At 69.6% G+C, this 21,239-nt stretch carries 16 protein-coding genes and 1 pseudogene; 6 read left to right on the top strand and 11 right to left on the bottom strand.

Going from position 1 to position 21,239, the window contains the following annotated elements; all coding sequences use genetic code 11:
- Positions 1-197 precede the first annotated feature (197 nt).
- From J7E88_RS28375 to J7E88_RS28340, 8 genes are all read right to left on the bottom strand, one after another.
- Complete coding sequence (locus tag J7E88_RS28375) at positions 198-356, bottom strand: hypothetical protein (protein ID WP_215186190.1); 159 nt, start codon at positions 354-356, stop codon at positions 198-200.
- A 122-nt stretch (positions 357-478) separates the two neighbouring features.
- Positions 479-1,003 carry a hypothetical protein gene (locus J7E88_RS28370; protein WP_251023346.1) on the bottom strand — a complete coding sequence of 175 codons (525 nt, stop codon included), beginning with the start codon at positions 1,001-1,003 and terminating at the stop codon, positions 479-481.
- Positions 1,004-1,033: 30 nt separating this feature from the next.
- A complete protein-coding gene (locus tag J7E88_RS28365) occupies positions 1,034-1,693 on the bottom strand; it encodes a TetR/AcrR family transcriptional regulator (protein WP_215186072.1) in 660 nt (219 codons plus the stop codon).
- A gap of 921 nt (positions 1,694-2,614) precedes the next feature.
- Entirely contained in the window at positions 2,615-3,892 is a 1,278-nt protein-coding gene (locus J7E88_RS28360) for an ABC transporter substrate-binding protein (protein WP_215186070.1), read from the bottom strand.
- 5 nt (positions 3,893-3,897) lie between these two features.
- Positions 3,898-5,076, bottom strand: coding sequence for a branched-chain amino acid ABC transporter permease (locus tag J7E88_RS28355; RefSeq protein ID WP_215186068.1), 1,179 nt, complete (start codon positions 5,074-5,076; stop codon positions 3,898-3,900).
- Complete coding sequence (locus tag J7E88_RS28350) at positions 5,073-5,963, bottom strand: branched-chain amino acid ABC transporter permease (protein ID WP_308307640.1); 891 nt, start codon at positions 5,961-5,963, stop codon at positions 5,073-5,075. Before J7E88_RS28350 ends, J7E88_RS28355 begins: the two co-directional genes overlap by 4 nt.
- Entirely contained in the window at positions 5,960-6,751 is a 792-nt protein-coding gene (locus J7E88_RS28345; protein WP_215186067.1) for an ABC transporter ATP-binding protein, read from the bottom strand. Before J7E88_RS28345 ends, J7E88_RS28350 begins: the two co-directional genes overlap by 4 nt.
- The gene (locus J7E88_RS28340; RefSeq protein ID WP_215186065.1) at positions 6,748-7,506 is read right to left on the bottom strand and encodes an ABC transporter ATP-binding protein; all 759 of its coding nucleotides are present in this window, start codon (positions 7,504-7,506) and stop codon (positions 6,748-6,750) included. The genes J7E88_RS28345 and J7E88_RS28340 overlap by 4 nt, the downstream gene beginning before the upstream one ends.
- A gap of 189 nt (positions 7,507-7,695) precedes the next feature.
- Here J7E88_RS28340 and J7E88_RS28335 point away from each other — a divergent pair, with 189 nt between their 5' ends.
- From J7E88_RS28335 to J7E88_RS28320, 4 genes are all read left to right on the top strand, one after another.
- Complete coding sequence (locus J7E88_RS28335; protein WP_215186063.1) at positions 7,696-8,991, top strand: CdaR family transcriptional regulator; 1,296 nt, start codon at positions 7,696-7,698, stop codon at positions 8,989-8,991.
- The gene (locus J7E88_RS28330; protein ID WP_215186061.1) at positions 8,988-9,653 is read left to right on the top strand and encodes a TetR/AcrR family transcriptional regulator; all 666 of its coding nucleotides are present in this window, start codon (positions 8,988-8,990) and stop codon (positions 9,651-9,653) included. Before J7E88_RS28335 ends, J7E88_RS28330 begins: the two co-directional genes overlap by 4 nt.
- Positions 9,654-10,301: 648 nt before the next feature.
- A complete protein-coding gene (locus J7E88_RS28325) occupies positions 10,302-12,413 on the top strand; it encodes an NACHT domain-containing NTPase (RefSeq protein ID WP_215186059.1) in 2,112 nt (703 codons plus the stop codon).
- Between the two features lie 857 nt (positions 12,414-13,270).
- On the top strand, positions 13,271-14,554 hold the full coding sequence (locus J7E88_RS28320) for a phosphatase PAP2 family protein (protein WP_251023354.1): 1,284 nt from the start codon (positions 13,271-13,273) through the stop codon (positions 14,552-14,554).
- Positions 14,555-14,878: 324 nt separating this feature from the next.
- Here the strand turns inward: J7E88_RS28320 and J7E88_RS28315 are convergent, their stop codons facing one another.
- Entirely contained in the window at positions 14,879-15,784 is a 906-nt protein-coding gene (locus J7E88_RS28315; protein ID WP_215186166.1) for a MerR family transcriptional regulator, read from the bottom strand.
- Between the two features lie 126 nt (positions 15,785-15,910).
- Here J7E88_RS28315 and J7E88_RS28310 point away from each other — a divergent pair, with 126 nt between their 5' ends.
- The gene (locus J7E88_RS28310) at positions 15,911-17,416 is read left to right on the top strand and encodes an alpha/beta fold hydrolase (protein WP_215186057.1); all 1,506 of its coding nucleotides are present in this window, start codon (positions 15,911-15,913) and stop codon (positions 17,414-17,416) included.
- A gap of 54 nt (positions 17,417-17,470) precedes the next feature.
- Here J7E88_RS28310 and J7E88_RS28305 read toward each other — a convergent pair whose 3' ends face one another.
- Together J7E88_RS28305 and J7E88_RS28300 are read right to left on the bottom strand one after the other, a co-directional pair.
- Positions 17,471-17,728, bottom strand: a complete 258-nt coding sequence (locus J7E88_RS28305) for a hypothetical protein (protein WP_215186055.1) — start codon at positions 17,726-17,728, stop codon at positions 17,471-17,473.
- Positions 17,704-18,789 carry a hypothetical protein gene (locus tag J7E88_RS28300; RefSeq protein WP_215186053.1) on the bottom strand — a complete coding sequence of 362 codons (1,086 nt, stop codon included), beginning with the start codon at positions 18,787-18,789 and terminating at the stop codon, positions 17,704-17,706. The genes J7E88_RS28305 and J7E88_RS28300 overlap by 25 nt, the downstream gene beginning before the upstream one ends.
- Positions 18,790-18,919: 130 nt before the next feature.
- Between J7E88_RS28300 and J7E88_RS28295 the strand changes: the two are divergent.
- Positions 18,920-19,231 (top strand): annotated as a pseudogene (locus J7E88_RS28295) (transposase); the annotation flags it as partial.
- Between the last annotated feature and the right edge of the window lie 2,008 nt (positions 19,232-21,239).

Below are 21,239 nucleotides of genomic sequence, written 5' to 3'. Positions count from 1 at the left end.
TGTGACTGACAATCGCTTCGAGCATGGACGAGGGAGGCCACATGAAACGGAGCTCGGCTGCGGAAGAACCGCACTCGGTGACAGCTGTGGCGGCGCGGCATCAAGCCCCTTATCGCTCACCGTCGAACGGGCGATCAGCAACCTGAAGCAGTCCCGGGCCGTAGCCACGCGCTACGACATGACGACCAGGGCAATTCTTAGGCGAAAGCGAAGACAACGACGAGCAACACGGCGAGCAGGACGAACGTCTCCCACCGGCTCGCGCGCCTGAGCGTACGCAGCGATATGGGCCTTCTGGGCCTCGAGGCCGCTGATCGGTTCGGGATGTCGTCGCCGGAAGTGGTGTTGTCGCTCATCCCGCCATGCTAGCCGCGTCGCAAGTGGTGCTGCCGTCGACGTTGATCACCACGGTGATCTGCCCCAACGAATCACATGATCGACCGGACCCTGACAGGTCAGACAAGGCAGGTGTCGAGCGTTACTGCTCACCGATTGACGGCGATCGAAAGCGGGCCACGATCTGGTGTGCGTGCTGATCCTCCGGGCCGAACTCCTGGGCCGCTCGATGGGCCTCCTGGACCCGATTCGTCTCGCACAGCAGCCGAACAAGGACGTACAGAGCGTCACGATCACGATCTTTGGCGCGGCCGCGCAGAACCGCCTCCATCCCCTGATCGCGAAGCGATCTGTTGAGTCTCCGGCGTGTATGGACATCCGTGAGAGCGAGCTCCGTAAGTTCGGAGAACCGCTCCGCGCGGGCGAGCAAATCCATGTGCCACAGACGGTTGTCGTGCATGCAGTGATCGATGGAGTAGCACTCGGCGTGGGCGCTCACCAGCGCAATGGCCGCCTCCCAATCCCGCAGCTCGTGGTGGGAGAGGTCACCGATGAAAGTCCGCGGGGCCCAAGCACCGCCCTGCCGCCCGCCGAATGCCCCCAAAACGACCTTCGTGAACACCACCCACAACTCGTCCGGCACCAGCCGCCCAAAGAGATCCGTCATGCACGGCTCAACGCCATAAGAATCGAGGTCTCAGTCGTCGCCCGGCGTCGACGTGAGCCCGAGCACCAGCGTCTCGTGGGCAGCCCGTGCGATGTCCGCCAGGCGGGTCCGGGCCGAGTCCAGTTGATACTGCAGGAGTACGCCGCGCGCGATGCTCTCCACCAGGAAAGCCTGGGCGACGACGTCGACGTCGGGGCGGATGCTCCCATCGGCGATCCCCCGCCGGATGTCCTCCTCGACACCGGTCCGCACGAGACTGAGATGCTCGGCCATCAAGACCTTCATCCCGTCGGTGCTGCCGACCGCCTCGACGAGTAGCACCAGCAACGCCCGTGCTCGCACTCCTGGTTCGGGCTCCGCCAGACGGGCGAAGAGCTGGTCGAGCTTGGCCAGGACGGCTTCGAAGCCGCTCATCCGGGCGTACCCGGGCAGCTCGCGGAGCCGGTGGACGAAGGTCTCGCGGATATCGGCGACAACGGCTTCGACGAGCCCGGCTTTGGACGTGAAGTGGTAGTTGACCATGCCTCGGCTGACTCCGGCACGGTCGCCGACCTTCTTCACCGTCAGCCCGCGGTAGCCCTCCTCCGCGAGGATCTCCAGCGCCGCGTTCAAGAGCCTGCGGCGGGAGGCCTCTCGCTGGTCATCGCGCTTGGTCGGGGGGCGTCGTGCTGCCGCGGTCGGTTCGCTCATCGGACCAGCAGTATGCCATTGGCGTTTCGGCTCACTGGCCCCTCGGCGACCGACCTGGACGCGCCGACACCTTCGCGGACCGCCACCGCCTCGGCCGCTGTCGCGACCGCCGCCGATGCCCCCCGCTCCTGCGGAAACGGGGCCGGCGGGAGTTCACCATGGACAATGTCCGACGCCGTGGACGCCGACGCGTCGGACGGCCGGTACCGCGCCGCAGCCGGCGCGTGCAGCCTGTGTACGGGCCACGGCGGTTCCGTTTCGCCGTACTCAGTGTGAAGCGCGCCCACTCGTCCGCCACCCCGGGGCGGTCACGCACAGCGAAGACGCCAGCTCACCGAATCCGGGGGCCCAGGCCACCAGCACGTCGGCCAGCTCGCCGCTTCCGGGCCCAGGCCACCAGCGCGTCGCTGTAGTGACGCACCTCGGCCACGGGCCGCCGCACGGGCATCCTGCTGCACCATGCACAGTCCCAACAGTGGGTTCAGGCTGTGCGGGTGACGCCGGCACGCGTCCTCGACCGCCGCGAGAAAGGAGTCCAGATGCCGCCCGGCGCCGGCGCCCGGCACTCCGTACGGCACTCCGTCCGGCACTCCGCCCGGGGCTGAGCCGCCGGCAGAGCGGTCATGGCCCGCTCCAGCACCGCGACGTAGATCACGTCCTTGCGGCCGGAGTGCCAGTAGATCGAACTGACCGGCAGACCGCACGGCAGAGCTCATCGAGATGGACGTGTGGCACAGCGGTGGCGCGACTTCAGTTCGCCGACGGTGTCCAGTAACAGCGTCACGCGACCGCGCACCGCCGCCCTGGGCCGGTCTGCGTCATACGGCCGACTCCAGCGGACACACAGAGCCCGCAAGGCCGCCGCCAACGGACGGGGGCGGTCCTCAGAGTCGGGCATCGACTCGGACCGCCCCCGTCGGCTCAGCTGGCCGGGGAGCCGAACTCCTTGCGGGTGTCCACCGGCTCGCCGAACAGCTGCCACCGCTCACCCTTGAACCGCATCAGCTGCATGGTCTCGATCGGGAAGGCGTCGCCGCGGCCCGTGGCCAGGGTGACCCCGGGCAGAAGCATGTCCACCTTCACGTCCTTCAGATCGCGCACCGCGTCCCGCAGCCCCTCCCTGGTCGGGCACTTCATCGCGTCCAGCGCCTTGTGCAGGCTGGAGGCGACGGCCCAGCCGTAGGCGTTGTACTGGTTGGTCGGGTCGGAGCCGGGCGCGTACTTGCGCAGCGCGTCCTTGTACGCCTTCATCTCCGCGTCGTCGGCCCACTGAGGGTCGGCGGGATCCTTGAAGTAGGTCGCCGAGACCAGACCCTGTACGTTCTCGAATCCGACGGGCTTGAGCACGGTGGCGGACGCGGACACGGCGTTGACGATGTGCAGGGGGTTCCACTTGGCGTTCTTGGCATCGGCGGCGAGGGCCTGACTGCCGAACTTGGGCGTGGTGATGTTCAGCAGCACATCGGCCTTGGAGCGGGCGAGGCTCGACATCTGCGCCGAGACGGAGGGGTCGGTGACCTCGTAGCTCTCCTTGGCGATCACCTTGATGCCGCTGCCGGCGACGGCCTCCGTGAACCCGCCGAGCAGGTTCTTGCCGAAGTCGTCGTTCTGATAGAGGACCGCGACCTTGGCCTTCGGCTTCTCGTCCTTGAGGTACTTGGCGTACACCCGCGCCTCGGACACGTAGTTGGGCTGCCAGCCGATGGTCCACGGGTGCTTGTCGTCCGTACCCCAGAGGGAGGCACCGGTGGCCACGAAGGGCTGCGGCACCTTCCGCTTGTTGAGGTAGTCCCACACGGCTGCCGTGGACGGGGTGCCCAGGGTCTGGAACACGGCGAAGACCTTCTCCTGCTCGACCAGTCTGCGGGCCTCCTCGACCGCCTTGGGTGGCTGGTAGCCGTCGTCGCGGACGACGAAGTCCACCGTGCGGCCGTCGATGCCGCCCTTGTCGTTGACGGACTTGAAGTAGGTGTCCACGCCCTTGCCGATCGTGCCGTACGCGGAGGCCGGTCCCGACAGCGGGTAGATTCCGCCCAGCTTGATGGTCTTGTCGGTGATGCCGGTGGTCTGCTGGCCCTTGCACGCGCCGTCGGCGGCGGTGCCCTCTTCGTCCTGCCCGCGCCGGCTGTTGCAGGCGGTGGCGAGGAGCAGGACGGCGGACGCGGCCGCAGCTGCCCGCAGAGCGGTCGTCTTGCGCATGTGATTCATTCCTTTTCCGTGCGGGGCGGTGCGCCCACGGGTTCGGCGTCGGCAGGTGCGGGATCCGCGGGTGCGTCGGAGGGTTGTGATTCGGATGTGGACTCTGGCGTCGCGTCGGGCGCGGACTCGGATGGGGACCGGGTGTCCGACCCGGACTCGGACTCGGACGCGGGCGTTTGGGCGGGGACAGGGGTGGCGCGGGTCAGGCGACGGGCGGCGGCTCCACGGACACGGACCGCCAGACCGGCCAGTCCCGTCGGGGCCACGAACATCACCGCGATGATCAGCAGGCCGAACACCACGCCCGGCGCCGCGTCGCTGACGTCCTGGGCCACGTTGGGCACGTACATCACGAACGCCGCGCCCAGCAGCGGTCCGTACAGCGAGGCCAGCCCCCCGACCACCAGGCCGGCCAGCAGCGTGATGGACAGGACGAAGCTGAAGGACTCGGGTGAGACGAAACCGATCACCCAGGTGTACACACACCCGGAGACACCCGCGAACATCGCGCTCCACGCGAAGGCGAGGGTCTTGTGCAGCGACAGCCGCACGCCCATGACCTCCGCCGCGCTCTCGCTGTCCCGCACGGCGAGCAGTGCCCGGCCGACCCGGGACCGCAGCAGGTTGCGGGCGAGCAGCAGAGCCGCCGCGGCGACGGCGAGGACGACGAAGTACATCCACTGGTCCTCGGCCAGTCCGCTCCAGGCCGGCGGCTGCAGCTTGTCCACGGTCAGTCCCATGGAGCCACCCGTGAGCGGTTCGAGCCGCTTGAGCAGCGGCGGCAGGAACACCGCGAACGAGAGGGTGACCAGGGCCAGGTACAGCCCGCGCAGCCGCAGGGCGGGCACCCCGAAACCGAGGCCCAGCAGGAAGCATCCGGCTGCCGCCACCGGCAGCGTGGCCAGGTGGCCGGTGTCGTACCGGTCGAGCATGACCGCCGCCGTGTAGGCACCCGCCGCGAAGAAAGCGCCGTGCCCGAGCGAGATCTGGCCGCCGAATCCGACCAGCAGGTTCAGTCCGGCCAGCGCCACGGCGTACAGCAGCACCATGGTCAGCTGGAAGACCTGGAATGGGGCGAGGTAGAACGGTGCCCCTACGGCGACCGCCGCCACGACCAGCGCGGTCAGTACGGCCCGCAGGCGCCGGGCGCGGTCGGTACCGAGTGCTTGGAAGATCGTGCTCATGCGCGCTCCACCGCCGCCCGTCCGAACAGGCCCTGGGGCCGGACCAGCAGCACCGCCAGGATGATCACCAGAGGTACACCCACCTTGAGATCGGCGCCGATCACGTCCACGTACGCCCCGGCCAGCGTCTCGGCCAGGCCCACGAACAGGCCGCCGACGACCGCGCCGACCGGGCTGTCGAAGCCTCCGAGGGTGGCCGCGGCGAACGCGTAGATCAGCACCCCGCCCATCATGTTGGGCTCCAGGAACAGCACCGGCGCGACGAGCACGCCCGACACCGCGCCGACCGTCGCGGCCAGCCCCCAGCCGAGCATCAGGACCCGGCCCACCCGGATCCCCGACAGCCGCGCGGAGGCGGGGTTGCAGGCGACCGCCCGCATCACCAGGCCGATGGAGGTGTGCTGGAACAGCAGGTACAGCAGGCCCATCAGGACGGCCACGACCGCGATGATTCCGAGGGTCGACCAGTCCAGGTGCACCCCGGCCAGGTCGACGCCGCCGTCGGGGAACTGCTGTGGGAAGTCCTTCACGGTGAACGACCAGATCAGACCGGCCATCGCGTTGACGAAGATGAACAGGCCGACCGTGACGATCACCAGTGTCAGCTCGGGCGCGCCCTGCACGGGGCGGATGACGATCCGTTCGACCAGCATGCCGCCGGCGAAGGCCACCGCCAGGGTGACCGGCAGCGCCAGCCAGAACGACATCCCGGACGCCACGAGTTGCCATGCCACGTACGTGGAGATCATGGCGAGTTCACCCTGCGCGAAGTTGACGATCCCGGTGAACCGGTGGATCAGCACCAGGGCCAGCGCCAGACTGGCGTAGACGGCGCCGGAGCCGACCCCTTCCACCACTTGCTGGAGCAGTTCGGTCACGACACTCACCCGCCCTTCCCGGAACGGACGGAGACACCGAGGTACACCTCGGCGACCTGCCCGTCCTCCCGGATCTGTTCGGCCGGTCCGGACAGCACCAGGCGGCCGGCCTCCAGTACGTGGGCCCGGTGCGCGACATCCAGTGCGAGCTGGGCGTTCTGCTCGACGACGACCACAGTGGTGCGTTCCTCCTCGTTCACGGCACGGACGATCTCGAACAGCTCCCGTGTGACCAGCGGCGCGAGCCCCAGCGAGGGTTCGTCCAGGAGCAGCAGCGAGGGCCGCAGCATCAGCGCCCTGCCGATGGCGAGCATCTGCTGCTCGCCGCCGCTGAGACTGCCCGCGGCCTGCCGGGACCGCTGGCGCAGCTTGGGGAAATAGCCGTAGATCCGTTCCAGGTGAGCGGCCACGGCCGTGCGCTCGGCGCGGCCCCTGCGCAGATGGGCGCCGATGCGCAGGTTCTCCTCGACGGTCAGATCGTTGAACGTGCCCCGGCCCTCGGGCACATGCGCCACGCCGAGCCGGGCCGCCTGTTCGGGCGCGCGGCCCAGCAGTTCCGTTCCGTTCAAGGTCACCGAACCGCGGCCGCGGACCATGCCGCACAGCGCCCGCAGCGTGGTGGTCTTGCCCGCGCCGTTGGGTCCGAGGATCGCGCACACTTCGCCGCGTGCGACGGAGAAGTCCAGGCCTTGGAGCACCTGCGCCTGGCCGTATCCGGCATGCAGACCGGACACTTTCAGGAAGTCCGGCTCCGCCGTCTCCCCGGCCTCGGTGCGGTCGGTGGTCGGCTCACTCATGCCGCCACCCCCAGGTACGCCTCGAGGACGGCCGGATCGCGCTGGATCTCCTCCGGCGGGCCCTCGGCGATCTTGCGCCCGAAGTCGAGGCACACCACTTTGTCGCACAGGCCCATCACGAACCCCATGTGGTGTTCGACCACCACGAGCGTGAGATCGAAGTCCCGGCGCACCGCCCGGACCAGATCAGCGAATTGGCCGACCTCTCCGTGGCTGAGGCCATTGACGGGTTCGTCGAGGAGCAGCAGGCGGGGCCGTACCGCGAGTGCCCGGGCGAGTTCGACGCGTTTGAGGGTGCCGAACGGCAGCCCGGAGGCGGGGTGGTCGGCGACGTCCGCCAGGTCGAGCAGTTGCAGCAGTTCGTCCGCCTGGCCACGCAGTTCCGCCTCCTCCCGCCGGACGCGGGGCAGCCGGAGCGCCGCGGCGAAGTGGCCGGTGCGTCCCCGGCTGTGGGCGCCGACCATGACGTTCTCCCGGACCGTGAGCCGCGGGAACAGCCCCAGGTTCTGGAAGGTGCGGGCGATGCCGCGCCCGGCCACGGCGTGCGGCGGGACGGCGAGAAGGTCCTCACCCTCGAACCGCACCGTCCCCGCATCGGGGGTGCAGCGCCTGGTGAGGCAGTTGAACAAAGTGGTCTTTCCGGCTCCGTTCGGCCCGATGAGCCCCACGGCGGTGCCCGGCTCGACGGTGAACGCGACACCGTCCAGTGCCGTGATCCCGCCGAAGCGCACGCTGACAGCGTCGACCGCGAGCATGAGTGACGTCCCTTCCGTGGTGCTGGGGGGTTTGGCGAGCGTCACAGTAGGTGGGGGCCTTCCGGGCGCACATTGGGTGCGAGCACCCAACTTCACGGTCACCGACTTGTGCGCCGCGCCCAGCTCCCCCGGCAAGTGGCCCGCTGAGCCTGTTGACGGGACACGAGGAGAACCGCGACGATCTGCACCATGTCTCGCGGTCCCGCCCTGGGCACCCCCGCACTCTCCGAACCGCTCATCCCGGAGCGGCACCGTGTCCTGCGCGCCGTCCAGGACCGGCTCGAGGACGTGGCGAACACCGCCGTCGCGGTGATGCGCACGGAGATCCCGTCCTACGCGCTTCAGGACGAGCGGTTCTTCGACGACGTACGGGAGCAGGTGCTCACCCACTACCGCATACAGATGGCTGCGCTGGCCGGCGACCGGGACATCGCCCCCGAAGACCTGGTCTTCAGCCGCGCGGCAGCCATGCGCAGAGCACGCGCGGGGTTCGCCCTCGAGGACTGGATCAGCGCGTTCCGGGTCGGCCGGCAGGTGTTGTGGGACGCACTGCTGGACTGCGCCGGCACGTCCGCCGAGGCACAGCAGGCCGCGCTGTCCCTCGTCACACCGCTGATGCGGTACGTCGACTATGCCAGCACCCATGCCGCACAGGCCTATGTCGAGTACCAGCAGCACGTGGTCGCGGACGCGGACCGGGAGCGCCGTGACCTGCTGGACCAGCTCCTGGCCGGCGCGGCGCCGGCGCGCGGTCCCCTGCTCGCCGCGGCGCAGGCCTACGGCATCGGGCCGCACTCGCCGATGATGGCGGTCGTGGCCGTGTGCGTCGGCGACACCCGCACCGGCGACCTCACCTCGGCCGAGCACGGATACGCCACCAGCGCGTCCATCAGCGTCGCCGGGCCCTGGGCCGGCCGGACCCTGGTCGTCGTACGCCACGGCGAGGTGGTGGCCGTGCCCGTGGTCCGCACCGGCATGGACGCAGAGGACGTCTGTGCCCACTTCGAGGCCGTGCAACGGCGGCTGGCGCGGGAGGGAACCATGCTCTCCATGGGCATCAGCACCGTCGCCCATGGCGCCCGCGAACTTCCGCGCGCTTACGAGGAGGCACGGGCCGCCCTCGACCTGGTACCGAGCGCGGGCGGGGTGGCGGCGCTGCCGCGCCTGTCTCCCTTCGACTACCTGGCGCTGCGAGCCGACGACCTCGCCCGCCAGTTGGTCGATCCCCGCGTGCGTGCGCTGCTGGAGGAGGACCGCCGACGTGGCGACACGCTGGCGACCACCATACGGGCCTTCGCGGAGGCGGATCTCAACCTGCGGCAGGCCGCCGACCGGCTGCGGGTGCACCACAACACGGCGCACTACCGGTTGCGCCGGATCGAGGAACGCACCGGGCGCAATCCGCGCCGGATCGCCGACCTCCTGGAACTGCTGGTCGCCCTCGCCATCCGCGAGGGGGCCGGGGAAGGTGAGGATCGACAGTGAGCGGCATCGTGCAGTCAACCGGGACGGAAGCGGCCCGTCAGCGGCCGGACGGGCAGGCACGTAAGGGTCTGCCGGAAGGACGCGCCGAGCGCGACGGCTCGGTTCGCCACGCCCTGCTGAACACCGCGCTGGAGGTCTTCACCGAGCGCGGTTACACCGACGCAGGCCTCGCCGAGATCGCGGCACGCTCCAGCCTCCCGCTGGGCAACCTCTTCCAGCACTACGGCGGAAAGCGAGGGCTCTACCTCGCCCTGTGGGAGGAGTTCCAAGAGGAGCAGGAACGCCGGACCGCGGCCACGCTGGCCGCCGAGCGTGACCGTGGCGTGGACGATCCCATCGCCCTCTTCGTGGCGGGAGCCAGGGCGTATCTGGAGGGCGCCTGGGACAACCGGCGGTTCGCCAGGCTCCTCGCGGAGGACGACGGTCCGGTCGGCTTCGACACGCTGCGCCGCCGCTGGGACCGCGCGTGGGTACGGCGCAACGCCCGGCTCCTGGAGGTCGACGAGAAGCGACGTGCCGGCCGGGTCCGGGTGAGCGTGCTGACCACCGTCATCGGAGGGGCGTCGCGCGAGCTGGGCGACTGCACGGACGAGGCGGAGGCCCAGGAGATCGTGGACGAGGTGTGCGGCATCCTCACCCACCTGTCGACGCCACCCGGCTGACCGGCCGGCGCAGGCGGCGGTCATTCCCGTGGATCCTCTCGTGCAGGCGCGCACAGCCGCCGGCTGTCGGTCTCCTCGACGGCCCGCAATCAGACCGGGTGACCGTCCGCCAAGGGGGACTGTGCCATCACGATGACGCCGGCGAGTTCGGCCTCACGGTGGTCGACGGCCTTTTGCATACGGGCGTGTTCATCGATGCGACTCTGCCTGTCTACTTGGTACCGCGCACTCCGAAAAGCAATCAGTGCCGCACCCCCAGGCGCCGGCAGCTCCCAGGGCTCGACCACCGAGTGCGTCGATGAGTCCAGCGATTGCGGCGTCCACCACACAGAACTATGGAAGCGGGGACTGAATGACCGCCCGCGAACGCTGGTTGATACCTCTCTGCTGCGGCAGGGGCGGGGCGGTGAGCCCCAGGTGACGCGCAGGCCTCGGGCGTGGGCGTACTCGGCCAGCCCGCGCAACGCCTGAAGCCGCGTCTGCGGGTAGCCCTCAACGGCAGGGCGCCCCGTCCCCAGGGGCGAGGGCGAGCGCGAGCAGCGCGGAGAGGCGATGGGGGTCGTTGATTCCTGGGCCGGTGTCCACTGCTGGGCTCACGATTTGCGGTTACCTGTGTCCTGTGCGCAGGTGCGGGCCATGATGTCTGCCATGGGGAAGGGCAAGGGGCAGCGGTGGATTGCTGTCGCGGCGGCGGCGCTTGGGGCAGCAGTCGCGTTGGGTGCGCTCACGCTGCAGGGCGGCGTCAAGGTAGACGACAAATTCGATGTCGTCGGAGCAATGGTTGGCCTGTCGTCACTGGCGGTCGCTGTCTACGCCACCCGGCAGAGTGCACGAGCTCTGCGGTGGCAGGAGACCGTTCTTGACGAACTGACCGATCGGCTGGCGGCAGTCGTGCTTGATCAAGAGCGTGGGGCTCGGCAGAAGCTGCTTGGGGAAAAGGACGAAGCTCTCGATGTTCAGTTTCTTCGGTGTCCCGCTCGGGACGAAGCCGACGGTGCCCTACCTGAGGGACAGCTGAGCGAGGTGCTGGTCTACTACCGGCACCTGCGTCCTGGGCGGTTGGTCATCACGGGAGCTCCAGGATCGGGCAAGACCGTGCTTGCCCTACAGCTCATGGTGCGCATGCTTGACCCCCACAGCAGGGGTGCTCCGGTGCCGGTTCGGATGTCGCTCGCTTCATGGCTCATCGACGAGGAGCCCGAGGACTCAGCGGACGCTGACCACAACCCTGATATCGCGGACTGGATTACCTCGCACCTGGTTGCCAACTACGGGCTGTCCGAGCCATCGGCACGCACGTTGGTAAGGGCTCGTCGGGTGGTGCCGGTGCTGGACGGCTTGGACGAGATGGTCGCCGATTCCCGACCCGCTTACAGCTCCCGGGCAAGCCGTGCGGTGCGTGCCTTGAACAGATATCAGCTTTCCGACGAAAAGGCGGACCTGGTCTTGACCTGCCGCACCGAGACATACGTGGCACTGGGGGAAGGTGAATGGAGCGTGTGGGTCCGACGCGCGGCACGTGTTGACATCTGCCCCGTCAACGCCGCCACGGCAAAAGACTTCCTCCTTGACCGGGCCGACGATCCGCATCGCTGGGAACCGGTGACCTCCGCGCTGGAACATGAGCCGAACAGCGCACTGGCTCAGGCTTTGTCCACCCCGTGGCAGCTCACCCTGGCTTCCATCGTCTATGAATCACGCAACAAGGCCACAGGGACCTATCTACGCGACCCTCGGGAACTGGTAAATGCCCCCACGAACCTGAACTTGGGCAGTGTCGAAGCAGTGAGGAATCATCTTCTCAAGTCGCTCATCCCTGCGCTTACAGCGCGGAACAAACCACGGCGCGGTATTCCCTACAGCCCAGACCAGGTCCACGCCTGGCTGACGACCCTTGCGGCCTACCTTCATCACAACGCCGTCACTGGGCGGACTCTTGGTGGGCAGTCGCTGTCGGGCACCACCATGATCCTTCACCAGCTGTGGCCGCTGGGCGGCACGAGCTTCCCCCGAGTCGTACACACAGGTCTCATCTCCGTCCTTTGGCTCGTCAGCGCGATCACGATGCTCCCCGAGCATCCTCTTCGGCATTCCCACCCTGCCCTGGTGGCCGCAGACGTCATGGTCCATGCGGTTGTAGCGGGTGGCTTCCTGCTGGCAGCGCGCATGGCTTGGAGAACGGTGAGGCCCGAGCCGACCCGAGGCAATCTGCAACAGCTCCGCACCTCTAGCGGCCGCCGGTTGGCTGCAAAGGCGTTCGTCCTCGCTTTCACAGCCTTCCTCACCATCGGACTGCTGGCGGGGCTTCTCTTCGGCGTCCTGGGCGGGCCGGGGCCCGCGGAAGGACTCATCTCCGGACTCGTTCCCGCGCTCGCTGCCGGGCTCTGCTTCGCGTTCGTCATGGGACTCTTCTCCGGGACGCTGCGCAGCGTCGACCCCCGTGACGTCGTGAGGAACGACCTCGTTCTCGCCGTACCATTCGCTCTTGTGGTGGGGCTGGCGGCGGGGTACGGCGTTGGACCTGCCTATGGGCTCGCGTGCGGGGTTGCGTTGGCGCTCAACTTCACGATGCCAGGCCAACGGTATGTGGCACTGCTCCTGAGCACGCGCCGCTGGAACCGCCGCTGGCTGCCGTGGCGGCTTGGCCGCTTCCTTCACTGGTGCTGCGACGCTGGGCTGCTCAGGATTGCCGATACCGGCTATCAGTTCCGGCACCAGGAAATTCAGGACTACCTAGCAGGCGCAGGCACCGCACAGTAGGCAGAGTCCGTCTCTCGCCGGGCTGTCCGATCCGGTACGGCCAAGATCCGGCCTCGCAGACCCTGTGCAGGTGCCCCTCAGGCCGGCTCCCCCGGCCCCCGGTTGGAGGCGGGGCGTCAGCCCCAAGTGACGCACCAGCCCCTGGCCTGGCGTACTCGGCCGGCTCGCGCAGCTCCTACAGCCGCCATTGGGCGTAGCCCCGGGAGCGGCCGCAGTCGATGAGACGGCCGTCCATGGCGGCGGGACGCCCGGCGTCCCCCAGAGTCGAAGGCGAGCGCGAGCAGCGGCTGCGGCCGGGTGGCCACTCCCCCGCCGCCGGGGGCCGGAGCAGCGCGGCGGCTGCTCCGGCCGGAGCTGCCACCATCTATGAACTCGGCGACAGCAGCATCTCAGCACGCTCTGACACTCCGGAGCAGTGGCCATCCGGCGACGCCCGCCGTCTGGGACTGTCCTGCGGACGTCGCAACGGCGGTCAGAAACCCGTAGTTGGCCAGCCTGAGCACTCTCGTCGGTGACCGTGCGCTGTCGGCGTCGCTCACGCTGCCCTCGACATCACCACCGTCGCCGGCAAGCCCGCCCGGCACCGGCCTTCCCGTCCACCGGGCCGCCCGCGCCGCCCCAATCCGGGGCCGCGCGGCGTTTCATGTCCGCCGTGGCCGCGGGCAAAGGGGAGCCGATCGCCGAATTCGACGTACCCGTGATACGCGAAACCCACCTGCTCCGCTAGCATGTTCGAGCTCGCAATGATCATGTTGAAATATGACAAATCGGCTGAAAAATTGACATCTACGGTAGCGCGATTGTTTTCGCGAATAGGCGGCAGCCTTCGGTCGGCTGCATGGCGTCAACCACGCGTCATGCTGTGGGTCGCGGTGAGTGCGGTGGCCCTCGGATTCCTCATTGCACTGGAGATCGCCGCGCGTCGGTACGGCGTGCCGGGGCCGATGACCAACCAGGTGCGAGAGGTGATATTCGCCCCCAAATCAGGGCCGCTGTTGTACACCGGTATGGCGTTGATGATGGTGGTGCTCACCTGGCGGCAGCGGTTTGTCGCGGTCGGTGCCGCGATCGGCATCGACGTCGTCTTCTGGCTCGTGCGGTGGGCGGTCGATGCCCAGATGATGGCCGGCAACGGCGCGTTGTGGGTGGTCCTGGCCCATGGCGTCATCGCTGTCACGCGCCGCACCGGCCGGGACCGTGTCCTGCTGCTGAAAGGCGTCGGACTGGGCCTGCTCCTGGTCGCCGGTCGCAAGACCGGCGACATCTGGCTGCTGATCACGTCGAAGACCCGTCCGGTGGTGCTCGACCAGTACGTGGCAGCCGCCGATCACGCGTTGGGCAGCCCGTCGTTGCTGGTGGGCCGGATCGTCGAGGCCACCGGCACGGTCGGCTTCCACGTCCTCGACTGGGTCTACGTTCAGCTCGGGGTGGCCGCGGTCGTCGTCGCGCTGTACCAGCTGCGCAACGTGGCGGTCGAGCGCCGCTTCCCGGGCCACCATCTGGTGCGCACGTTTCTGGTCATCGGTCTGCTCGGGCCGGCCATCTACATGATCTTCCCGGTGGTCGGACCGATCTACGCCTACGGCGCCGACGGGGGGCACTGGGCGGTGGCCAACCTGTGGCCGGACACGCCGCCGCCGGTCAATACCCCGCACCCCATGCCCTTCGACGGGATCACCCCGCGCAACTGCATGCCCAGCCTGCACACGGCGTGGGCCACCGCGATCTTCATTCATTCCCGCAAGGGACCGCGGACTCTGCAATGCCTGGGCGCGTTCTGGCTGATCGCCACGCTCGGCGCAACGCTGGGCTTCGGCTACCACTACGGCGCGGACATCGTCGCCGGTGTGGTGTTCACGCTCACGATCGAGACGGCGCTGCGCGCGCTCGACCGCGGCTGGGACCGGCCCGGAATCCGGCTGGTCGTCTACGGCGCCGCGGTCTTCGCTGCGCTCTTGGCGTCGTATCGCTATCTGTCGATGGAGATGGCCGGACATCCGTGGGTGTTCGGTCCGCTGCTCATTCTGGCGATGACCTCAGTGGTCTACGGCTTCGTACGGACCACCACGCGGTGGGAACGGAAGGCTGCGTCGGCGCATGTGCCGCAACCCCGACGCGAACCGCAGCCCGAACTGGTGTGAGTGATGTTGCGGCGGGTCGTGGCTGAACGCCTCGCGGGCGGAGCCGGGAGTGTGGTTGGTTCTGACCGCGCTTCCGTGAAGGCTCCGCCTACCGCCGACTCCTCGTCTCTTTCACCGACAGAGACCCGCGCCGCTTGGACCGTCTCTTCGGTCCGGACGATGCCGTGTCCTCGCGGCAGGGCACCGGATGCAGCAAGCAACTGCCCGACCGAGCAGTGCGGTTGGACCGGTGAACACGGAGCACTCGGCTCCACCCCCGTAGATCCTTGCCCGGGGTCGCCGCCCAGGTGATGCGACGCCGGCCGGGGCGCGCGGTGGCGGGGGTCAGGCCGCGGGACGGGCCGTCCGGGAGTCGAGGGCGGCGCAGAGCCAGTCGTGGGCGGCCCCCGCGGTGGGTTCCGAGGGGCCTCGGAGTTCGGCGGTCAGCTGCCAGTAGCCGTCGATACGGGGATCGGCGGCAAGCCGGCCGGCGAGCCCGTGGCGGAACGCGGGAGTGTCGCGGGCGCCGCACGCGTGGGCATAGGCGGAGACGAAGCAGTCGAGTGCTTCGCCCTGGTGCGGTGGTCGCTGCGCCAGCATCTGCGCCGACGCCAGCGCGTAGGCCTCGACGAGCCCGTCGTAGAGCACGGCCGCGCGGAAGCCCGTCTCCGGCCGGTGCGCCGCGGGCTGGCAGGGGCCGGTGCCCGAGCAGTCTGCGGAGGTGAGGGCGTGCAGCCGGGCGAAGGCCAGTACCTGTTCGGGGGCGGGGTCGTCGGGCGGCTGCGGGACCGCCTCGTCGACGATCGCGGAGACCAACCGGGCCGGGAGCCGCGCGGGCAGCAGCCAGCGCCGCCAGAATCGGGCCATCGGCGCGGTGCTCGGCGGAACGGCCACCGCCCCGATCAGGCGGAGCCGGTCTGCGCGTTCCCCCGGGGTGCAGTCCCGGAGCAGTTGGAGGGCGGCCTCACGCCAGCGCAGTGCGGCCAGTTGCGAGCCGACATCCCGCAACTGCCTCGCGACGACGTCCTCCAGCTCATCCTCCTGGTCGATGATCCGGCCGACGTCCGGGACGGGCAGGTCGAGGGTGCGCAGCGAGCGGATCAGCCGGAGGCGGTCGACCGCCTCCGGGCCGTACCGGCGGTGGCCGCCGCTGCTGCGGGTCGCTTCGGGCAGCAGGCCGCGGTCGGAGTAGAAGCGGACGGTCTTGACGGTGACGCCGGCGCGCTCGGCCAGTTCTCCGATGCTCCACATGCCGTCGCGGGGTATGCCGTCGTCGGACAAGGCTTGAACCTCCCTCAGGGGGAGTTCCTACCGTACCGGCGACGGCGGTCGGCCAGTGGGGCCGGTCGTGCGACCGAGGTATGCGAGGAGACGTTCATGACGGCATTCGTCCTGGTGTCGGGCACCTTCACCGGCGGCTGGGTCTGGCAGGAAGTGGCTGCGCGGCTCCGGGAGTCCGGGGCGGAGGTCCATCCGGTGACGCTCACGGGGATGGGCGACCGCCGGCACCTTGCGGGCCCCGACACGGACCTGGAGACGCATGTCGACGACGTGGTGCGGCTGATCGACGAGGTGGACGCACCCCAGGTGGTGATCGTCGGCCACGACTACGGCATCCACCCGGTGCTCGGTGCCGCCGACCGGCGTCCGGAGCGGATCACCCGGGTCGTCCATCTGGACGCGGGCATCCCCCAGGACGGCGAATCCGCCGCCCAGTTGGTGACCGACCAGACGGTGCGCGACCGCCTGTCCCGGCCGGCCGGCTCCGACGACGACTGGCGGATCCCGCCTCCGACGGCCGACGGATGGCAGCGCTGGGGCAGCACCGCCGGTGTCCACGAAGAGACACTGACCCTGCTTTCGAACCGTGCCGCACCGCAGCCGCGGGCCACGCTCACCCAGCCGCTGCGACTGTCCGGAGCGGCGTCCGAGCTGCCGACGACCGGCGTCCTGTGCACGGCGAACGGGTCGAGCATCGCCATCGTCCAGGCCATGGTGGGACTGGGTGACGCCCGTCTGAAGGCGCTCACCGACCCACGGGTGACGTTCTTCGAACTCGCCACCGGTCACTGGCCGATGCTCTCCGCCCCCGGTGAAACGGCCGAGGTGCTGCTCCGGGCCGCCGCGGGCGAAGGACACCGACTGACCGATGCCGCCGGCGAACAGCCCCCGCATCTGCAGCCCTTCATCCTGGACGTACCAGAGCAGCACCGCGATCGGGTGGGCCGTGTCGACCTCCATCTGCCGGACGCCGACGGCCCGCGGCCGGCGGTGGTGTTCGTCCACGGCGGCCCGGTGCCCGCCGAGACGCGGCCGACACCACGTGACTGGCCCGGCTTCGTAGGCTACGCCCAGTACGTGGCGAGCCTGGGAGCGGTCGGCGTGACGCTGGACCACCGGCTGCACGGCCTCGGCGACTACGGGCGGGCCGCCGAGGACGTCGCCGCAGCGGTCGATCTCGTACGAGCGGATCCTCGCGTCGACGGGGAACGCGTCGCACTCTGGTTCTTCTCCGGCGGCGGACCGCTCTCCGCCGACTGGCTGGCATCGCCTCATCCCTGGCTGCGGTGTGTGGCGGCGACCTATCCCGTACTCGCGCCCCTGCCGAGCTGGGGGCTCACCGATGCGCGTTTCCGGCCGGCGACCGCGGTACGGGAGGCGGGGCGCCTGCCCATCGTGCTGACGCGGGTGGAGCTGGAGGTCGCGGAGATCGCGGTGACGGTCGCGGAGTTCCTGGCCGCCGCCGAAGACTGCGACGCGGCTGTCGAGATCGTCGACGTACCGGGCGGCCACCACGGGTTCGAGACGATCGACCACACGGAGCAGGCACGCGATGCGGTGACCCGAGCGGTGCGGTCCGTACTGGGACACCTGCGGAGCTGAGGCGTCCGCAGGGGCCGGCGGTGGGCCGCGATCCGCCGCCGCCCACCGCCGCCGTCAGCCGCGCAGGCCGGTCGCCTCCACGAAGTCGTCGCGCGCCTCCGCATACCGCTTGGCCGCGACAAACAGCGTGGACCTGTCCGTCAGCGCCCTGGCGAGCACGGCCCGGCCCTTGTCCTCGTCCGCCGCGGCCAGTCGGCGTGCGAGAGCGACTCCTTCGTCGAACAGGGGCCGGAGCGGCTCCAGAATGCGGTGGGTGCGGCGCTCCCAGTAGAACGCCGAACGGATCGTCAGCCGCCGATGCACGATGACCAACTGCGCCAGGCGGTTACCCGGATCGGTGCCGGCCGGTGGCGCGAGCGAGGCGGCGACCGCCTCGAGGTCCGCCCGGCCGTCGACGTACGCCGCCCAGAGGCCCGGAGACCAGTGGAGCGTGTCGGATCCGAACGGCAGCTCCGTTTCGCCCGGCTGCGCCTGCTCGTGTACGCGTCCCGACAGTCCCAGCAGGTTCGCCACCACGCGAGGATGCAGCTCCAGCTCTTGCGCTCGCCGCTCGCCGCCAGTTCGGTGAACAGCTCTCCGGCCTCCCGCCGTGCGGCACGGGCATCGTCGAACCGCCCGTGGGAGTCGAGCATTTCCGCGAAGCGGACCAGTTTCCACAGCAGGTTCGCGAGCGACGTGCGTCCGTCCTCGACTTCGCGGCGACTGGTCGAGACCAGCTCTCCGAAGGCGTCGAGGGCCTCCTCGTGCAAGCCGGCCGCGTCCAGCTCGGCCGCCCACGCGACCATGTCCCAGAACGACGGGCCCCTGCCCGAGCCCTCCCGACGCGCGGCGGCCACGATCCTGCCGCACAACTCCGCCGCCTCCCGGTGTCGCCCCTCCTCGGCCAAGGCGGTGGCCAGGGGGCCGAGACCGTACACGGGGCTTTCCACCTGTCCCGTTTGAAACGCCCGGCGGCCGGCCCGCGCCATCTCCTCCCGTACCGAGAGGCCCTCCGCCCGCCGGCCGAGCACGTACAGCTGCCGCTCGTACGCGCCCAGCGCGTCGACGAGCAGTTCGGCCCGTCCTCCCGGCTCCATTGCGTCCAGCCGCCGGGCCGCCTCGGCCGCCTCGGCGCACACGCTCAGGCACGTCTGTGGATGAGCGCCGAGTTCGTAGCTGAGGCTCAGCAGAGCCCTTACGAGGCGCGGCAGATACGCCAACGGGCTCACCACCGAAAGTGTCCGGCAGGCGTCCGCCTCCTGGCGAAGACTGAGCCTGCCGGAGCCGAGCAGCGCCGTGCGCGCTCGCAGTACCGCGTCGTGATCGATGTTCTCGGCATGGCCGGTCCGCCCCGCGTGACCGGACTGCCCTGCATTCTTCGTCGCGGAATTCATGACGGTGATTCTGCGAGTCGCGGACATTGGCCAACAAGGTTTCCCGGCTGTGCCGTTCGTCCTACGAAAACCCCTGCTGACCTGTCATGATGGATACGTCATCATCCCCTTGGCAGGCGTCCGAGCCCCGCGGACGATTGATCCCGCCGACGAGGCTGTCGCCGAGCTCGCGATGATGGCGCGTTTCGACGAGGACCTGCCGGGCGAGTCCACGCGGATCGCCAACCGGCTCCGCGGCCTGCTGACGCAGATCCACCCGTCCCTGGTGGTCCCGGGCCCGCGCATCCAGCAACCGGCTGTGCTCAGACTGCTGGACCAGTTCGGCTCCCCGGCCGAGATCCGCAAAGCCGGAAGGCGACGGCTGATCACACTGATACGGCTGAGGGCACCGCGGATGGCCGGACGGCTGGTCGAGGACATCTTCACCACCCTCGACGAACAGCATGCGCGATGCAGACCGGGTCCGGCCGTCCCTGGCGAGTGCGAGGCCGACCGGCGGCTCGGACATCGCAGCGGGCGTCGGCGTGACCAGCCAAGAACCTCAAGGGAGTTGCGTATCCCACGTTTCGGTCAACGCTTGAACGGCGTTACACCCCGCCCCGTTTTCCTCGGTAACCGGTGACCCACCTTCACCGGTGAGTAAGTGAGGTTGGCACATGCCGAGGATTCTTTCGAAAGACACCAGGCGTCGCTTTCCGGCCGCCGATGGCTGCTGTCCGGCCGGGTCGGCGGCGGACGGTTCCTTCCAGCGACTCACGCACTGATCGGTCGAGCGCATGGAATACTGCATTCCCTGCCGCCGCACCCTGAATGGCACCGTGACGTGCCCGGAGTGCGGGGCGTACGAGTCCGACACGGCGCCGACGAGCGATCGGAGCGGCGGTGCTCCGGCAGCCGACCCGGCGGTGTGGGATGTCCTCTTCAGCGAGGGACCGGGATCCTTCGAGTCCCCCGACGTTTCCTGGTCCCCCAGCTCCTCGGCCGATGCGCCCGTAGCCCGGCGCCGCTGCCCACCGCGACTGAAGAAGTACGGTGGTCGGACTCTTGCCGCGGCCACCTTCGCCATGCTCGGCGGCCTGGCCGCTGCATCGCTGCTGCCCCAGCACTCCCCCGGCCCCGCACGAGCAGTGCCGAGCCCGGAACAGGCGTCTCCCGACGAGCCTGACGTCCACGTCACCGAATCGTCGCCGACGGCCTCACGTTCACCGGAACGTCCGGAAACACGCCCGGCCAGAGGAGGAGAGGCAAGGGACCGGAGCGGTGCCGGGACTCGGCGTCCTCGCGCGACGCCCACTCCCCGGGAATCACCGGTTCGCCAAACTCCCGCTGCCACCAGCCCGCCCCCACCCGTGAAGGCCCGGCCGACCCCCCGTCCTTCCAACGTCCGCCCCAGCCACTCGGCCACCTCCCCCACGGCCACCCCTCCCCCAAGTCCCTCCGCCAGTGTCACCGCCTCTCCTACGACGAGTCCCACGCCGAGCACCACGGGTGTCCCGGTACCCGATGCGCGGCCGAGAGGGTGACACCGTGATCGCCTCCGGCCGGCAGTGCAACGCCGCCGAGGAGCGCCGGATCGCGACGGATTCGGTGGAGTGGCCGCGGTAGGTCTTCATGAACGTCGACGGCGTGCACGCCTTGGACGCCGGCACATCGCGCCGGCTCGGGCAGGGTCGTCCTCGTCCGTGTGTATCGAAACCGGTCGGCCGGAATGCCCCCGAGAGAGGATCCAGCACTCACCGACGTTGGGAAGGCAGAAGCGAAACGCCGAACAGCGGGGTGCGCCGCCATCGCCGCTCTGGGGGCTGCGGGCGTCTCGGTTGCGCGGGCCGTGGCCGTCGCAATCCAACGCGACCCCGACCCCGCGGCCCGACATCGCCTCGTGCCAGAACCCCAGGGCGACGAGGCGCTCATATGCCGCCCGGACGGGACACGTGCTGCGTGCCACCGTGCCCGCACCGGCTGCACCCCCGGCCAGCCCGATCTGGCGGTGTTCCCCCGAGCGGCCTCTGAGGGCGGAACGAACCGTGCTCACCGCCGTCACCGGCAGCGTCGCGACGCGATGATCGAAGCCATCGCCGAGCACCTGCCGGGCGCGGTGGTCCACCGCGCAGCAGCCGGTCCGCGCCTGACCTTCACCTATAGGGCAGAAGTACCCGACACCGAGCTTGCCACCGCAGCGCTCGCCCGGGGTGTGAAGTGCCAGCCTTTGTCGTGGCACCGGCAGCTGCCTGGGCACCCGGCATCGTACTCGGCTATGCGGCCACCCCGGCCGGCGCCATCGCCGAAGGAGTGGCGATGCTCGGCGAGGCACTGCTTGAACTGGCCTGATGCAATCACCGGGGGCGTGTCGGCAGTGGAGGTACCGGCCGGCTGGTTCGGGGTGGACATCCGGTCCTCCTGGCACGGCGGTGCGAGCGGACCCGGGAGGCTCAGCCCTTGCGGGACTTGAC

It is taken from the genome of Streptomyces sp. ISL-10 (genome assembly GCF_018614575.1).
GTDB lineage: Bacteria > Actinomycetota > Actinomycetes > Streptomycetales > Streptomycetaceae > Streptomyces.
Note: the sequence above shows the minus strand (reverse complement) of the source record. Positions and strands in the feature narration are given on the sequence as shown.

Excerpts from the sequence above, each read along its gene's own strand:
- J7E88_RS28375 (WP_215186190.1), bottom strand. The coding sequence starts at position 356 with ATGAGCGACAACACCACTTCCGGCGACGACATCCCGAACCGATCAGCG.
- J7E88_RS28370 (WP_251023346.1), bottom strand. The coding sequence starts at position 1,003 with ATGACGGATCTCTTTGGGCGGCTGGTGCCGGACGAGTTGTGGGTGGTG.
- J7E88_RS28365 (WP_215186072.1), bottom strand. The coding sequence starts at position 1,693 with ATGAGCGAACCGACCGCGGCAGCACGACGCCCCCCGACCAAGCGCGAT.
- J7E88_RS28360 (WP_215186070.1), bottom strand. The coding sequence starts at position 3,892 with ATGCGCAAGACGACCGCTCTGCGGGCAGCTGCGGCCGCGTCCGCCGTC.
- J7E88_RS28355 (WP_215186068.1), bottom strand. The coding sequence starts at position 5,076 with ATGAGCACGATCTTCCAAGCACTCGGTACCGACCGCGCCCGGCGCCTG.
- J7E88_RS28345 (WP_215186067.1), bottom strand. The coding sequence starts at position 6,751 with ATGAGTGAGCCGACCACCGACCGCACCGAGGCCGGGGAGACGGCGGAG.
- J7E88_RS28340 (WP_215186065.1), bottom strand. The coding sequence starts at position 7,506 with ATGCTCGCGGTCGACGCTGTCAGCGTGCGCTTCGGCGGGATCACGGCA.
- J7E88_RS28335 (WP_215186063.1), top strand. The coding sequence starts at position 7,696 with ATGTCTCGCGGTCCCGCCCTGGGCACCCCCGCACTCTCCGAACCGCTC.
- J7E88_RS28325 (WP_215186059.1), top strand. The coding sequence starts at position 10,302 with ATGGGGAAGGGCAAGGGGCAGCGGTGGATTGCTGTCGCGGCGGCGGCG.
- J7E88_RS28320 (WP_251023354.1), top strand. The coding sequence starts at position 13,271 with ATGCTGTGGGTCGCGGTGAGTGCGGTGGCCCTCGGATTCCTCATTGCA.
- J7E88_RS28315 (WP_215186166.1), bottom strand. The coding sequence starts at position 15,784 with ATGTGGAGCATCGGAGAACTGGCCGAGCGCGCCGGCGTCACCGTCAAG.
- J7E88_RS28310 (WP_215186057.1), top strand. The coding sequence starts at position 15,911 with ATGACGGCATTCGTCCTGGTGTCGGGCACCTTCACCGGCGGCTGGGTC.
- J7E88_RS28300 (WP_215186053.1), bottom strand. The coding sequence starts at position 18,789 with ATGAATTCCGCGACGAAGAATGCAGGGCAGTCCGGTCACGCGGGGCGG.